Source organism: Vibrio coralliirubri, assembly GCF_024347375.1.
Lineage (GTDB): Bacteria > Pseudomonadota > Gammaproteobacteria > Enterobacterales > Vibrionaceae > Vibrio > Vibrio coralliirubri.
Map to the genome: position 1 here is coordinate 18,315 of NZ_AP025471.1, position 14,415 is coordinate 32,729.

Consider the following 14,415-nt stretch of genomic DNA (forward strand, 5'->3'; position numbering starts at 1 on the left):
AGTTTGTTTAAATACTGTTGCTCTATAAAGATAACGCTCAATGACAAACTAGTTGTAATGGTTCATTTGGTGGTCGAACTTAACCCAACCGTGTTTGCGTTCTTCGTAAACCGAAAAGCTCGGCAGTGGGAAATCTTGCTCTTTAAATAATCCGAGCGGGACGATATAAAAATCGGCGGCGGCAACCGACTGCAAAAGCATGGTGGTGCCACACTTGGGACAAAACTGATAGGTGACTTCATTACCCGTATCGCTGATGCGTGAAAAAGAGGTCACTTCACCGCTGAGTGTAACTTGTTCTATTGGGAACCGAGCCTGAACGCCGAACACACTTCCGGTGCGTTTCTGACACTCATAGCAATGGCAGACAGATGTACGTTGAGGTTCGCCTCGGCATACTAGGTTGACTGCTCCACAGCGGCATTCGCAACTTCTGATATTTCTATCTTTAATATGATTGATATCCATCCATGCTCCACTTCTGGTTAACCCTGTATTGATAATTATACTAAAGCCCTTTATGGTCTGCACAACTGGATGAAAACAAAAGAATATAATTGCCCATGAAAAAGAAAATCTTACCTATTCCCCTGATTCTACTGATTCCAATTGTCATGCTGGTTGTGGTGATAGTAGCGGGTATTTATCGCTTTAGCTTAAGTGATGAAGAGATCTTGGCGAAGTATCCTTCTTCTCAAGTGAGTTATGACCCAGTCGTAGAAGCCGTTTTTGATTTGAAGACGACCAACCCATGGACAATTAAAGTTCCTGAAACTAACGCCTACGCTTTTATCAATGAAGTTGATGAGCCTAGAGCAATCGTGTTTGGACGCTATGACTCAGGTGTTGAGCGCGGTGTGGTAACGGTAGACACCAATAATCTTTCAGCCGTTACGCTGGGCAAGGCGAGTTTCTTTGTCGCGCCGATGTGGATATCTAACCAAGGCAGCGGTGTTTTCTATTATCTTGGCCTGTTTAAACATGACCAGCAACGAAGCCGTGTGGTGTTAGTTGACCAACTTTTACTGGGTGATCGTATACAAATTCAGACATTGGAGGTTGCTCAGCTGCCAGATTCGCAATCACAGAATAAACTCACTGGGGAAGGTTTTATCGGCTTTACTCAGCATTCTGCGGAACAATCATTTGCAGAACCCCCTTCTGAAAAGGTGTTAATGAGTTTTTCTTTTGATACGCAATCAATTGGTAAGCAATAACGTTTTCGTGAATGTAAGGATCTGTTGTTTATGTGAGCCAAATTACATATTATCTTAGTTAGATGAATGAAATTTAGACACACTTAGCTTTGTGTCCGCTTATTTTTACAAATGGAGCTTGCGAATGATTAATAAACGTTTTTTTAAGACGAAAGATGAAGTTGAAGTGACCTTCGAGCTAGAAGCTCAGGAAGCGAACTCTGTATCCATCGTTGCTGACTTTCTTGATTGGAAAGCCACCCCAATGAAAAAATTGGCCAAAGGGAAGGTTTACAAGTTTAAAACTCGCTTACCTAAAGATGGCGAGTTTCAATTCCGCTACCTGGTTGATGACCAACAATGGGTTAACGATGCGAACGCTGACCGTTACATCCCAAATGAGTTTGGTGAAGACAACTGCTTAGTGTCGACGGTAAACGCATAGTCTTTTTTTAAAACCAGCGACTAATTCGCTTCGTTTATTAATTATTCGAAACGGAATAACGTCAACCAATAGAAAGCAGAAACTAGCCGTTTCTGCTTTTTTATTTTTAAATTTAGCGGTTAATTTTATTTCTCATCTAGTGGCTCTTCATCTACGGCAACTCAATGACTTAGGCTAAGTTGGGCAGATTCACATCATATTATGACAATGCATTGATGATTTATGCGTTTGAAAAGCATATCCTATGCCTTTATATCGTAGAAAGACCTGTTTACCGTGTATTCAAAAATATTTTCCTCTCCGTTTGCCGAGCTTTCACCTGTAAAAAAAGTAGCTATTTTAGGACTGCCACTTATTGCAGCGATTGGAGTTGCTCTGCAATCTTCGCAATCAAATCTGACGAAAACGATCGAGCTTGATCTACCAGACTCAACCGTTATTGAGTCTATTCTGTCACCATCTTCTGTTACCGTTATTGAGCCGCCGACATTTGAGTATCAAATTCAATCTGGCGATAACTTGAGTAGCATCTTCACGCAACTTGGATTTTCTTATAAATCGATGATGAGCGTGATGGAAACCGATTTGAACTTCCTTGCTTTAGATACGCTTCGCCCTGGTAATACATTACGCTTTTGGCGTGATGAAGCGACCGGCGACCTTTCTAAAATGGAACTTCAATTTAGCGTCGCAGACAAAGTGGTTTACCGACTGCTGGATGACGGCAGCTACGAATTCGAAGACATCTCTATTCCTGGTGAATGGAAGCAAAAACCTTTAGTGGGTGATATTCAAGGCAGCTTCTCTATGTCGGCGAACAAGGTTGGCCTGAGCAGTCTTGAGATTGACCATATTGTGACTCTTCTTAAAGACAAGCTGAACTTTAGCCGAGATCTGCGCGCTGGCGATCAGTTTGAAGTGCTTCAAAAAGCGCAATATGTTGATGGTGTTGCAACCGGAAAACGTGAAATTGAAGCGATTAAAATCATGAATCGTAACCGCGTAGTGTCAGCGTACTTGCACACTGATGGGCAATATTACGATGCCAATGGCGATAGCTTACAACGTGCTTTCCAACGTTACCCTGTGAGCAGTAGCTGGCGACAAAGTTCTCAGTTTAACCCTAAGCGCTTACACCCTGTGACAGGCCGAGTCTCGCCGCATAACGGTACCGACTTCGCGACGCCAATTGGCACGCCGGTTCAAGCAACGGGTGACGGCAAAGTGATTATGACGCGTAAGCACCCATACGCGGGTAACTACGTGGTTATTCAGCACGGCAGCACGTACAAAACACGTTACCTGCATTTGAGTAAGATTCTGGTTCGTAAAGGACAAACGGTATCGCGTGGTCAGCGTATTGGTTTGTCTGGCAAAACGGGTCGAGTGACAGGCGCACACTTGCACTACGAGCTGATTGAGCGTGGTCGCCCTGTGAATGCAATGACAGCAAATATCCCGATGGCAGATTCTGTGCCTAAAAAGGAAAAAGCGACGTTTGTAGCAGCAAGAGATGAAGCTGATAAGTTGCTAAAGGTCGCGTTAGCCCAAGCTAATAACAGCTAACCAGATCGTTTAGAGATAACCCTAAATTAGGCTGTTACTCACCAAACAGCCAACTAAAACCGCGAGAGCATCACTCCGAGTAGAGCCATGTTCTCGCGGTTTTTTTATCCTAGGTTAATACAAGGATAGCGCTCTAAGCCAAGGGCTCCGAATGTGTGATATGGCTGACGATAGCTTCTGGTCGCATCGGTGGTGAGTAGAGGTAACCTTGTATCTTGTCACATCCCATTGCGTGCAGCTTTTCCAATTGCTCACGCTTCTCTACGCCTTCCGCAACCAATGACACATCGAGCCTATGAGCAAGCTGAACAATTAACCAAACGACGCTCTCCGATGTTGAGCTAGTCAACAAGTTACGGATAAAGGTGGCATCAATTTTAATGCAGTCGATAGGGTAGCTGTGGATGTAGTTCAAACTGGAGTATCCAGTACCGAAATCGTCGAGCGCAATAGTGAAGCCTTGTCCTCTCAAAAAGTTAAGTGCCGATTTGGTCTCTTGGGTTGGAGATAACAACACCGTTTCGGTTAACTCAATAACAAACTCTTCAGCTTTAAAGTGATGATCTTCAATGGTTCGAGTGAGGTAGGAAATATAGCGTTTCGAGTCGGTCAGTTCATGAGCGGAACAGTTTATTCCAAGCTTAACCTTGTAACCTAAGCCTTGCTCTAAGGTGGTTTTAGCGCGACACACTAACTCAATAATACGCTCACCTAGCTCGACAATCAGCCCAGACTCTTCAGCCACTTGAATGAACTCCACAGGCGATATATCACCGTGTCTGGCGGTTTTCCAGCGAGTCAGTACCTCGAAGTATTCCCACTGTGTGTCACCTTGACTGACAATTGGCTGCACAACCACGTACATACCATTGCCACTAGGTACATAATTATTTGAAATCGGGTTTTCAAGTTCATTTCGTAAAGCGGCGACTAACTCAGCCTTTCTTTGGTAGCGTACCCTTAGATGGGTGTCATAACATTGAATGTGAGTATCTTGGCTATGTTTGCACTCTTTAAGCGCTAAACTGGTGTTGAAGATGATCTGCTCAATGTCTTTGATGTCTCCGTCTGAGCGGGCAATACCAATGCTGAGATTGACATCGATCTTGATATCGACGCTGCTGTAACCTTGTTTAATCTTAGCCAATATTTGTTCGCAAACGGATATTGGATCGGAATGGTAGGTAATGAAGGCGAACTCGTTGCCTGCAGTCCGGAAGGTCAGGTTGCTTTCGGGTAAGGTTCTCCGCAAGGTTTCTGCGACAAATTGAAGTACTTTATCGCCAATATAATTGCCGTGCATGTCATTGATGGCTTTGAAGCTATTGATATCGAGTAAAGCCAATGTAAACGGAGTGACGCTCTGTTGAGTAATAGACTCTAAGGTATCTGATAGACAGCTTCGGTTGAGCAACCCAGTTAGGCTGTCGTGTGACACCTCATAACTAAGTTGATTTACCAATTGTTCGGAGCGATCGTTAAACCACATTTCACGTAAGGTGTGGATGATGATGTCGGCGAACAATTGATGGTGTTTTATCACGTCTTGCTGCTGATCAGGGCTAAGAGGCGAGGTAAACGTTGAAAACAGCACGCCCATCACTTCGCCACTTTGAGTTCGAGTCGGGATCGCGATGGAGTTTTGTGAGGTGATTTCCTGCCTAAATGCCGATGTTGGCAATGACTGGACGACATACTGAGCAAACGAGCAATCTGGGTGTCTTTGATTGACGGCTTGTTGGTAGATGTGACCATGGCGCGCATTGATTTTGTCATGCAATACATGGTCAGAATGGGCGATCACCAAAGGAACGATTTGGTCAGGGAAATGCTTCTTCTCTATGATGCTAGTGTATTGAGTATCAAAGGTCTGATGTAAAGTAAGCACAGCTGACTCTAAAAGGTCGATACCTTCCAATTTCAGCAAACGGCCAATGCGCTCTGTGTCTATCATGCTGTTGTGCGTATGTTGAGTCATAGTCACCATCCCTAGTTAACCAGATTCACTGTGTCAGCTGTATACGTATTATCTTGTATATGTGCGAACTTGTATAATCTATATGCGTCAAGTTTATTATCGGCCGTGTCGTATAACTTTTCAAATTAAAATGTGACTTATTTCACAGAGCTTGCGTGCTACGCTCTTTGTCTAGTCTATCTTTCAGATGGTCCAAAAAGAGCTTGGTTCGCGTATGCGAGTAATCAAGCTTAGGGTAGTACGCGTAAACCATCACTTCGTCGGCAGTAATATTTGGCAATACTGGAACTAATGTCCCTTGTTTTAGATCCTCTTTGATCATCGCTTTGATGGTTAATAGTACGCCCATTCCTCGTTTCGCAGCATGAAACAAAGCCTCTGGATTGGTGGTCGCAAAGTTACCATTAAGGGTGATGCGCTGCCCTTTGGTGAGCGTGACTTCTCGGGTAGGGCGCTCTCCCCAAATCAAAGAGTTGTGCTGTTCTAAGTCCTGCTCGTTGGCGGGGTAACCATGTTTAGCTAAATAGCTTGGCGCTGCATAGAAGCTGGCTTTGTGTTCAAACAGCGGTGTTTTCTTAAAGCTTAACGAGTTGAGCTGTTCCAGTTCACGACTGATCACCAGATCCAAGCCCAGCTCTGGTAATTGCCCTGGTGTGGTCGTGATCAGCTGTACCTTAATGTCTGGGTATTTTTCTAAGAAGTCGTCCATGTATTGCACGAGAAATTTAGAGCCAACCGCAATCGTTGCACCTATCTTTAATAGGCCTGCAGGGGTTTGGTTGACTGAGCGTGTCTCATCAATAATGGACTGCCAATTGTCGAGCTGATCCTTGGCTCGCAGGTAAAAGAGTGCGCCCGCTTCGGTTTGACTAATTGAGCGCGTGGTGCGCTTTAACAGTTGAGTGCCAATACGCTCTTCTAGCCAGTTCACTCTTTTGCTGATCGCCGAGCTGGTGGTGTTTAGTTTTCGAGCTGCACCATTGAAGCTGCCTTCTTCCACTACTCTGACATAGCTTTTTACGTTAAGAATCCAATCCATATTATTTCCTGTTGGGACTTAATAAAATTCCAATTTAGCTAATTATCAATTATTGGTTTTGAATGTAAACTCATCTAATGAACAAATATCAAACGAATAGGGAATTTTTTGAGCCAATCGACCTTTAAAAAAACACCGTTACTCTTAGCAATGATGATTATTGCTACGGGGCAGGTGGGTGTGAGCATCTACTTGCCAGCATTACCGTTAATTGCTTCTGACTTAAGTGCTACTCAAGTCGATGTACAGCTGCTCGTCACGCTGTTTCTAGTGGGTTTTGGCTTGTCTCAGCTATTTTACGGACCGATGTCCGATGCGGTGGGAAGAAGACCTATTTTCTTATTAGGTCAGGGTGTTTATTTGATTGGTACAGTCGTTTGTGTTGTGTTTTCTGACAATATGACGGCGCTAGAAGTTGGTCGCTTGCTGCAAGGTTTGGGGGCGGGTAGTGCCTCGGTTCTTGGGCGAAGTGTGCTTCGTGACAGCTATGATGGTTCTCAGCTTACCAAAGCGCTGTCTTATATCTCGATCACTGCTTCGATTATGCCGATCATTGCGCCGGTATTCGGTGGTTGGATTTCATTTCACCTCGGTTGGCAGGCGGTGTTCCTGTTCGTTCTATTGTACCTATTAGCGATATTCACACTGGGTTACTTTGTTCTGCATGAAACTTTGCCATACGGAAAGAGCCGCTTTGATGCGTGCCAAGTAGTGAAGAACTACGGACGCTTGTTGACCAATCGCCAAGTGTTGACCAGTGCCAGTTACAACTGGATGAGCTACATGGCGAGTTTGGTATCGCTTTCGTTGTTTCCATTCTTAATGCAAGAGCAATTGGGGCTGACTGCCGCTGAATATGGTTCATTGATGATTGTTCCTTCGGCGGGCTTACTGATAGGTAGCGTCGCTTTAAACTTACTCAATCGTAGGTTTAGTACGCCCCAATTGATGAGCTTAGCTATTTTGATTATCTTGGCATCGGGAACTTGGCTTCTTACTCATGAGTTATCCATCTTTAACTTAGTTTGGGCGTTTACTTGGTTGGCGATAGCACAAGGCATTTCGTTCCCACTATCAATCAGCATGTTATTAGAACCTCATAAGAAACAAGCGGGCGCAGTGTCGGCATTGTCGGGCTCTATTCAGATGTGTTTAGCGGGTTTATTGGGTGGGTATCTAGTAGAAAGTTGGGTCACGACTCATCTACAGTTAGGCGTGTTCTACCTCATTATTGGCGCAGCAATGGGCGGAGTGCTTTGGTCTTCAACCAAAATGAACAACAAAGGCGATACTGTTGAAGTGGAATATAGCTAAACACTAAACTCACTATCGTTTAACACACCATCGTTAATACGTTGTATTTGTGCTGATGGTTTTCTACAATGCTTCGGTCCATTGAATAGGTAAAACAAAATGCAGCAAAATGAATTTGAAGTACTGGTAAAAGCTATCTGCGCACTAGATGGCCTGCCTCAAGCGCTTGAGCTATTGAAATCCAATGAGGATACAGAAGTCGCTGAGGCTGCTGCATCACTGACTGGTCAATTTGCACTTGCTGAAGTGGAAGGCGAAAAGCGTATTTACCACGTGACGCTTCAAGAAAATGAACAAGGCGAAGAGCAAGAGTACATCGAACATGTCATGAATGAAGGCGATGACTTAATCAAATTTGCAGCTTGGTTCTTTGAAACAATGTTTGAATTGAAGCAAAAAGACACATACCAAATTGCCGGTAAAACTTACAGACAGCCGAAGCGCAGCTAGGTTTCTCAGTGAAATATTTTAGAAAGCAGCTCTCTTGAGCTGCTTTTTTTATCAGTGTCTAAATCAATGTCTTGGATTGTTATTAGGAATGGAGTACTAAGCTCAAACCAGAATTTAGGTTAACTCATTGATATACAAATACAATGCTGATTAGCACACAGACAAAATTAGGCTAATTGCAAATGAATACTTAACATTGCATTAAAGTGTGATTTAGATCTTGTTTTTGGGCGTTTTAAGTGTAAAATCCGCGCTAAAGAAAGTTGATTATATGCGGAGATAAGCATGAATTACGAACTAGGCCACGCATACCTTGGTCAAATGGCAGCAAAAAATATGATGCACGAAGCATTGTACGGCACTTCAAAGCCAAAGAAACCATCGTTCTTTAAGCGAATGATGAAGAAAATGGCTAAATAAGCATTTTTAAAAACGGAATTTTAAAAGGCTTTAAACTCGATGAAGTTTAAGGCCTTTTTCGTTTTAGCGATTGGTGAACGTTATCGCTTTGTTTTGTTGTGGATGGACACAAAAAACACTAATTAAGCTTCTGACTAATGGCTTTTAATGAATTCAGCCAGCAGATTGATTGGATAAGTCGACCACATTATTAGGGATGCTATCTAAGCCATTCTCTTTCATCCACGCTTCTAAGTTGTCGGCACCACCGATGTATTTACCATCAAGCCAGATCTGCGGGACGGTGACCGGTGTTTTCTCACCAATGTGTGCTTTTACCTCTGGAATCATACGGTACAAAGCGGCGCTATCTTTTACGACATCGTGGTATTGGTATTCAACACCCGCTTCATCCAACATTTTCTTTGCTTTAACACAGAATGGGCAGGTCGCCTTACCATAAACGATGTTGCCTTTTAGGCTGTCTCGTTTGGTCCACTCTTTGATCACCGATTGGACTAACACACCGCGATTCAGCGCTTCACCTTGGCTGACCACTTTGCCTTCAACAACAAGGATTGGCGCATGCCAAGAGCCTAGTTTTAGCGGCTCCCACCAGTGAGACAACCAATCTTTCACTTCCAATTCGACATCGACATCGGCCAACTCATTCTCAAAAGTATCCTTCAGAATGTCTTTGGTAAGGGTACATTCCCCACATGGGATATTAACTTTAAATGGACCCCAGCTGCCTGCCCAACGGTATAGTGTAATCTTGACTGGTTTCTTCATGGTTACGGCCTCGTTTGAATTCTCTTATCCATATAGAACGGACAGTCGAACTATTTATTTCACCAACCTTAAACTTTCTTCACTTTTGAAGGTTTTTTGGTTTCCCAGTGCGTTATAAATGCAACTGACGCAATAATAATAGCAGCCCCTAGCCATAAACGACCCGGTGGAACCCAACTAAACACAATCCAACCTGCTAAAACATTTAGCGGTAATTTGGCGTGGTCAAAAGGTTGCACAAACGAAGCATCAGCGACTGAGTAGGCTTTTACAATCGCCCATTGAGCGAGTGCCGTCATAACACCGATAACAATCAATATAGCCCAAATTGTACCGCCGCTTGGCGTCTGCCAATCTGGCGCGGCAAGCAGGATGTTAAATGGTGTGATTAATAGCAGCAGGTACACCACCATGGTTGAAGGGCTGTCTTGCGAAGATAGCTTTTTCACCATGAGTGAGTAGCATGCCCAGAAGAAAGCGGCACCGACTGGTAATAACGTTGCCCAGTTAAAATCTTCAGCCCACGGCTCTAGAATCACCATCGCACCTACGAAGCCGGCTAAGGTTGCGCCCCAGCGAGCAGCCCCAACTTTCTCTTTTAAGAAAAGCCCTGAACCTATGGTTGCAAACAATGGCGACGTCATGAGAAGGGCAATACCTTGCCAAATTGGTACTGGGTAAGCCAGTGCCCATATCCAAAGTTGAATACCAATAACAGACAAGAAGACACGGAATACGTGCAATTTGAGGTTGTCGGTTTTTAGCGCGCGACGAATGCCCAGCGTTTTCAGATAAGGAAGAATAGCGAACAACGCGATGGCGTATTGAATAACGGCAACGGTGGTAGAAGTAAGTCCGAAATGAATGCTAGCAATTTGAGTTAGGCTGTTAATAACGGCAAAGGCTAGGCCTGCAGTTAGCATCCAGCTAGCGCCTTGGATCGGATGGTGTTGTGACATGATGCTTCTAATTATTTGATGTGGTTCACCTATGATACGGATTTAGCACCACTTAACCAGAAAAAGCATTGATGAAGTCAGTCAGAATATTTGAATATGAAAAAAGGTTGAGCTATTGCCCAACCTTTTTAGTCTGTATCTAAAGTCGATTTAGATTAGAAGTCGTAACGTACACCTAGGCGAAGTGTGTCTTCACCTTCAGTTGTTAGACCTGTAATTAGGCTTTTCTCTTCGTCCAAACCATTGATGTAGTATGCAAGGTATGTACGGAAGTTGCTGTTCAGCTTGTAGTAGCCTGCTAGCTCGATGCCATCAACAGAATCTGCTGTAGAACCGTTTGCCGCTTCATCTTCTTGATATGTGTACACTACAGCAGCAGAAAACTGCTTAGTGAATTTATACTGTGCTGCGAATTCCATTGCAGTGAATGACTCAACATCTGCGCCAACTGCTTTATCGTCTGAATCACCTGTAGAGTAGGTTGCTGCTAGGTAAAGGTTATCTAGAGAGTATGCTAGACCTGCAAGGATTTGGTTTGCGCTACCTGCACCAGCACCTAGATCTTCGCCAGAGTATGCAAGACCAAGGTCAAGACCGAATGGTAGTGAGTAAACACCAGAAATGCCGTAGCCGTCTGAGTCTTTTTCGCTATTTGCTTGATAAGTCGCTTCTAATTGAAGTGCGTCAAAGCCACCACGGTATGCAAATACGCTATCTTCTTTGTCAGAAGCTGCGTCGATTACTTGCTGAACACCAGAGAACTCAGTGATATCCGTAAAGTCAGATACGATTACTGAAGCCATGTCTTGACGACCGACAGAAAGTGCTTGGCCATCGAAATCAACACCAGCGTACATGTAACGGTTATCAAACTCACTGTCACCAGTGCTTTGCTCTGCTTCGTAGAAACCGAATGCTGTTACAGTATCTGTAAGTTCTGTTTTACCACCAAGGTTTAAACGGAAACGAGTTTTATCTTCCATTGTACCTTCAACTTCAGCACCGCCTGAACCAATGAAATCACCACGGAATTCCGCACGACCGCCAATTTTAAGTTCTGTACCATCAGAGCTGTAAACTGTTGCTGCTAGAGATGAACCTGAAACTAGTGCCGCTACCACTGCAGAAGCTAGAACTGCCTTTTTCATAATCACTTACCTTGTATTTTAAAATCCGTGAGCAATGTGCTCTCCGTTTCGATATGAAGCTAATTTAGAGCAGATAAATTAAGCTTTCATTTCCATAAAATTACATTTTCGTGAATGGGGAACTTTTTTAAGTGTTGATTTTATTACATTTTCATTTCATGCGACTGAGTGTTCTGTGAATAGATATACAAGTTGCGTGTATTTCAAAGGTCACATTGACAAGTTTTACCTTGGAATCACGGATGTCGATGGTGATGAATTTTGGTAGCGCTTGAGGGCTTGTTAATCTGATTAACAGCTTGTACTGGTTAGGATATCCTCTATGATGCAAAAACTTAGAAGAGAATAGATTCTGCTCAACAAGATGGAGACGTTGGATGAAAACAGAGTACTTAGGCGATGTTTTACAAGGTAGGCAGGTTATTGGCTCCTTGAATGTTGAAGACCTACCCGTTGGAGAGCACCAGTTTTGGTTTCAAGTCACCAGTGATGGGCTAGGGCAACCTAAGAACATGCCGGTTTCTGTTTTCAAAGGCAGTCAAGAAGGACCTAAGTTGATGATCACCGCCGGTATTCACGGTGATGAGCTAAACGGAGTGTTGGCTGCACAGCAAATTATCAGGGACTTAGTCGGTAAAACGCTCAAAGGTACGGTAACGATTGTGCCTACTGTGAATTTGTCTGGCTTGCTGAACCATAGCCGTGATTTCATTTCTTCGGATCCGGGTTCTTGCCCTGCTAACCTCAATCGACTCTTTCCGGGTGATGCGAATGGCTTAGCTGCGGAACGCTTTGTTGCGTCTTTGTGGGAGCGTTTGCTTAAGCATAATGCTACCTTCGCTGTTGATCTCCACACTCAAACTCGTGGTGCAGTCTACCCACTTTATGTGTTTGCTGATTACCGAATTGAGCAATGTTTGGAGATGGCGAGGCTGATGCAGCCCGATTGTGTTCTGAATGACCCTGGCGACCCAGGTATTTTAGAAACAGTTTGGAATCGAAGTGGAATTCCGAGCATCACGGTGGAAGTTGGGATGGGGAAATTTACTCAGCCTGACATGATTCAACGAGCGGTAGACGGTGTTTTTAACATGCTGTCTTATTATGAAATGTTCGAGATTGAAATAAATCATCCCGAGAAAATGCAACTGCCGAGCATGGATTGGATAGAGGGTAATGATGTGGTTTCTATCCGCGCTGATATTGGTGGCTTTGTATTGCCGCAGGTTGAGCTTCTACAGAGCGTAGAACAAGATGATCTGTTGGCCATTCAATATGACGCTTTTGGTAATGAGTGTCGCCGTTATCACGCGCCGTCTGCTGGACGTGTCCTTAGCTATAACGTGGATGCGTTAAGGGAGCCGGGTGCGCTTGTTTGTCGCTTGCTAAGTTAGGGCTTAGTCGGTTCAACGTTTCCGTGTTAATGCATTGTGTCGCCATTTAAAACACGAAAAAAAAGACCGAGCAGGGCTCGGCCAAAGGACAGTTGTCTAGAGTAAGCACGTCTTGGACTCATCGAGAGAACTGCTTTTAGAGTAGCGAGGCTAGATTAAGAATCCATTGCAAGATAGTGACACTTCGACTGTTTTTCTGTTTCAAAAATAATATTGAAAACATTATCTTAAGCTCATAAAAAAGCCGACTGCGAGTTACGCGAGTCGGCTTTTTATTCACTTCTCTTTCGAATTTTTATCTCTAACTACACTCGATTAAAAAGCGTCATCTACGATCTCTTTTAATCGGTCGTAAGGCACGTATCCCGGTAAGATCTGCCCGTTCATCATTAATGTTGGTGTGCCAGTTAAACCCAATGCGCTAAAGGTTTGGTGGTTGGTCATTAGCGTGTTGCTTTGTTCTGTGGTGGTGTCTAGTTGCGCTTCTGTTCCCGTCTTCTTGGCTACAGCTTGCAGTGACGATTTTGTGTGGCTACCGCTTTTCGCCATTAATAGTCGGTCTACTTCAGGGAACGCTTCTGGATTATCTTTCCATACTTTCATCGCGTATAGCGCTGCGTTGGTGTTTAGACCCGAAACCTGTTGCTGCTTAAATGATAGGTAGACATTGATTACCTTAATGTCGCTATTTTCAGAGGTGAGTTGAGTTAACCCTTTTTCTAAGCGCTTACAGAAAGGACAGTTGTAGTCGGTAAAATTAACGATGACCGATTTGCCATCTGGATTGCCAAGGATCGGGTGAGCGTCATTGTTGTATAACCAATCATGGCTCTCAGCTTGGGCTTTCTTCGCTTGCTCTTGACCTGCTACGTACTGCTCTAAACTGGTATGCAATCCAGAGATCGTCGATGGGTTTTCTTTCAGGAATTGATTAATTTCTTCAAGTTGTTGAGTTTGTTCTTTGTTTAATTCTGCGAAGGCATTAGTACTCATTAGTGAGCCTAAAATCAGTGCGCTTATCAGATGCTTTTTCATATTGTCTTTTCTCTAATTCGTGATAATCGTGAGCGTTTATTAGGTTGCGCTCACATTAATATTGTTTGTTAAACTGGCTGAGTCGGTTTATTCACTTAGCTTTGCTCTGTTTTTCTTTGTGAGCGAGTTAGGCAAAGTAGGTTCTTAACCACAGCCCTATAGGAGAAGTAACGCCTGTTGCGATACTGCTGATCTTTCCGTCTTTGATGATGACGATGCTTGGAGTGACATTAACGCCCCAACTTCTGCTGATTGACCCAGAAAGATCATTGATAACAGGGAAGTCATACTCTTTTGCATCCAAGTAGCGCTGGACACGTTCGTCTGGACCAGACGATAGAGCGACCGAAACCACCTGATGGGAATCGCTGAAACTATTGACGGTTGGGCTTACAAATTTGCAGGCACCACACCAAGTCGCCCAAAAATAGACAATGACTGGCTTACCATTTTTACTTAGCTCGATAACATCAATATCTTCGCCTTGGAGCGATTGACCCACAATTGGAATCGCATCGCCCTGAGGCATACTTCTGCTGTGATAAAAGTCCATGGCGAACGAAACCACGCCAACGATCAAGATCATTGAAACCAGTTCCTTTCCCCACTTCTTAAGACGACTTGGCTTTTTTGCCTCACCCTTTACTACGTTGTCTTCAGTAGTGCTAGATTTCTCTTCATTGTTGGGAGTCTTCATCAG

At 43.9% G+C, this 14,415-nt stretch carries 15 protein-coding genes; 7 read left to right on the plus strand and 8 right to left on the minus strand.

The genetic code is table 11. From position 1 onward, the window contains the following. Positions 1-48: 48 nt before the first annotated feature. On the minus strand, positions 49-531 hold the full coding sequence (locus tag OCV20_RS16800) for a GFA family protein (RefSeq protein WP_193841804.1): 483 nt from the start codon (positions 529-531) through the stop codon (positions 49-51). A gap of 32 nt (positions 532-563) precedes the next feature. Here OCV20_RS16800 and OCV20_RS16805 point away from each other — a divergent pair, with 32 nt between their 5' ends. From OCV20_RS16805 to OCV20_RS16815, 3 genes are all read left to right on the plus strand, one after another. Further along, positions 564-1,217 (plus strand): hypothetical protein, encoded by a 654-nt coding sequence (locus tag OCV20_RS16805; RefSeq protein ID WP_086775665.1) that lies wholly within the window; start codon positions 564-566, stop codon positions 1,215-1,217. Positions 1,218-1,341: 124 nt separating this feature from the next. Then, the gene (locus tag OCV20_RS16810) at positions 1,342-1,641 is read left to right on the plus strand and encodes an isoamylase early set domain-containing protein (protein ID WP_009845720.1); all 300 of its coding nucleotides are present in this window, start codon (positions 1,342-1,344) and stop codon (positions 1,639-1,641) included. Between the two features lie 276 nt (positions 1,642-1,917). Further along, on the plus strand, positions 1,918-3,207 hold the full coding sequence (locus tag OCV20_RS16815; protein ID WP_048610719.1) for a peptidoglycan DD-metalloendopeptidase family protein: 1,290 nt from the start codon (positions 1,918-1,920) through the stop codon (positions 3,205-3,207). A gap of 133 nt (positions 3,208-3,340) precedes the next feature. Here the strand turns inward: OCV20_RS16815 and OCV20_RS16820 are convergent, their stop codons facing one another. Both OCV20_RS16820 and OCV20_RS16825 read right to left on the minus strand, forming a co-directional pair. Further along, positions 3,341-5,185, minus strand: coding sequence for a putative bifunctional diguanylate cyclase/phosphodiesterase (locus OCV20_RS16820; protein WP_086775666.1), 1,845 nt, complete (start codon positions 5,183-5,185; stop codon positions 3,341-3,343). 142 nt (positions 5,186-5,327) lie between these two features. Next, entirely contained in the window at positions 5,328-6,224 is an 897-nt protein-coding gene (locus OCV20_RS16825) for a LysR family transcriptional regulator (protein WP_017062741.1), read from the minus strand. Between the two features lie 108 nt (positions 6,225-6,332). On the opposite strand from OCV20_RS16825, the gene OCV20_RS16830 reads away from it, so the two are divergent. The 3 genes from OCV20_RS16830 to OCV20_RS16840 all read left to right on the plus strand — a co-directional run bounded on the left by OCV20_RS16830 (position 6,333) and on the right by OCV20_RS16840 (position 8,408). After that, positions 6,333-7,538: a multidrug effflux MFS transporter gene (locus tag OCV20_RS16830; protein WP_048610725.1), complete on the plus strand. Its 1,206-nt coding sequence runs from the start codon at positions 6,333-6,335 to the stop codon at positions 7,536-7,538. A 99-nt stretch (positions 7,539-7,637) separates the two neighbouring features. Further along, positions 7,638-7,988, plus strand: a complete 351-nt coding sequence (locus tag OCV20_RS16835) for a hypothetical protein (RefSeq protein WP_017057980.1) — start codon at positions 7,638-7,640, stop codon at positions 7,986-7,988. Positions 7,989-8,273: 285 nt separating this feature from the next. Beyond that, positions 8,274-8,408, plus strand: a complete 135-nt coding sequence (locus OCV20_RS16840) for a hypothetical protein (protein WP_010431176.1) — start codon at positions 8,274-8,276, stop codon at positions 8,406-8,408. A gap of 153 nt (positions 8,409-8,561) precedes the next feature. Here the strand turns inward: OCV20_RS16840 and OCV20_RS16845 are convergent, their stop codons facing one another. The 3 genes from OCV20_RS16845 to OCV20_RS16855 all read right to left on the minus strand — a co-directional run bounded on the left by OCV20_RS16845 (position 8,562) and on the right by OCV20_RS16855 (position 11,286). Next, positions 8,562-9,179: a glutaredoxin domain-containing protein gene (locus OCV20_RS16845; protein ID WP_050620585.1), complete on the minus strand. Its 618-nt coding sequence runs from the start codon at positions 9,177-9,179 to the stop codon at positions 8,562-8,564. A gap of 68 nt (positions 9,180-9,247) precedes the next feature. After that, positions 9,248-10,138, minus strand: coding sequence for a DMT family transporter (locus OCV20_RS16850; RefSeq protein ID WP_017062738.1), 891 nt, complete (start codon positions 10,136-10,138; stop codon positions 9,248-9,250). 155 nt (positions 10,139-10,293) lie between these two features. Further along, positions 10,294-11,286: a porin gene (locus OCV20_RS16855; protein WP_048609714.1), complete on the minus strand. Its 993-nt coding sequence runs from the start codon at positions 11,284-11,286 to the stop codon at positions 10,294-10,296. A gap of 377 nt (positions 11,287-11,663) precedes the next feature. On the opposite strand from OCV20_RS16855, the gene OCV20_RS16860 reads away from it, so the two are divergent. Then, a complete protein-coding gene (locus OCV20_RS16860; protein ID WP_086775667.1) occupies positions 11,664-12,680 on the plus strand; it encodes a succinylglutamate desuccinylase/aspartoacylase family protein in 1,017 nt (338 codons plus the stop codon). Positions 12,681-12,995: 315 nt separating this feature from the next. Here OCV20_RS16860 and OCV20_RS16865 read toward each other — a convergent pair whose 3' ends face one another. Together OCV20_RS16865 and OCV20_RS16870 are read right to left on the minus strand one after the other, a co-directional pair. Beyond that, positions 12,996-13,715 carry a DsbA family protein gene (locus OCV20_RS16865; RefSeq protein WP_050647846.1) on the minus strand — a complete coding sequence of 240 codons (720 nt, stop codon included), beginning with the start codon at positions 13,713-13,715 and terminating at the stop codon, positions 12,996-12,998. A gap of 127 nt (positions 13,716-13,842) precedes the next feature. After that, a complete protein-coding gene (locus OCV20_RS16870; RefSeq protein WP_086775668.1) occupies positions 13,843-14,412 on the minus strand; it encodes a protein disulfide oxidoreductase in 570 nt (189 codons plus the stop codon). Positions 14,413-14,415: the final 3 nt, after the last annotated feature.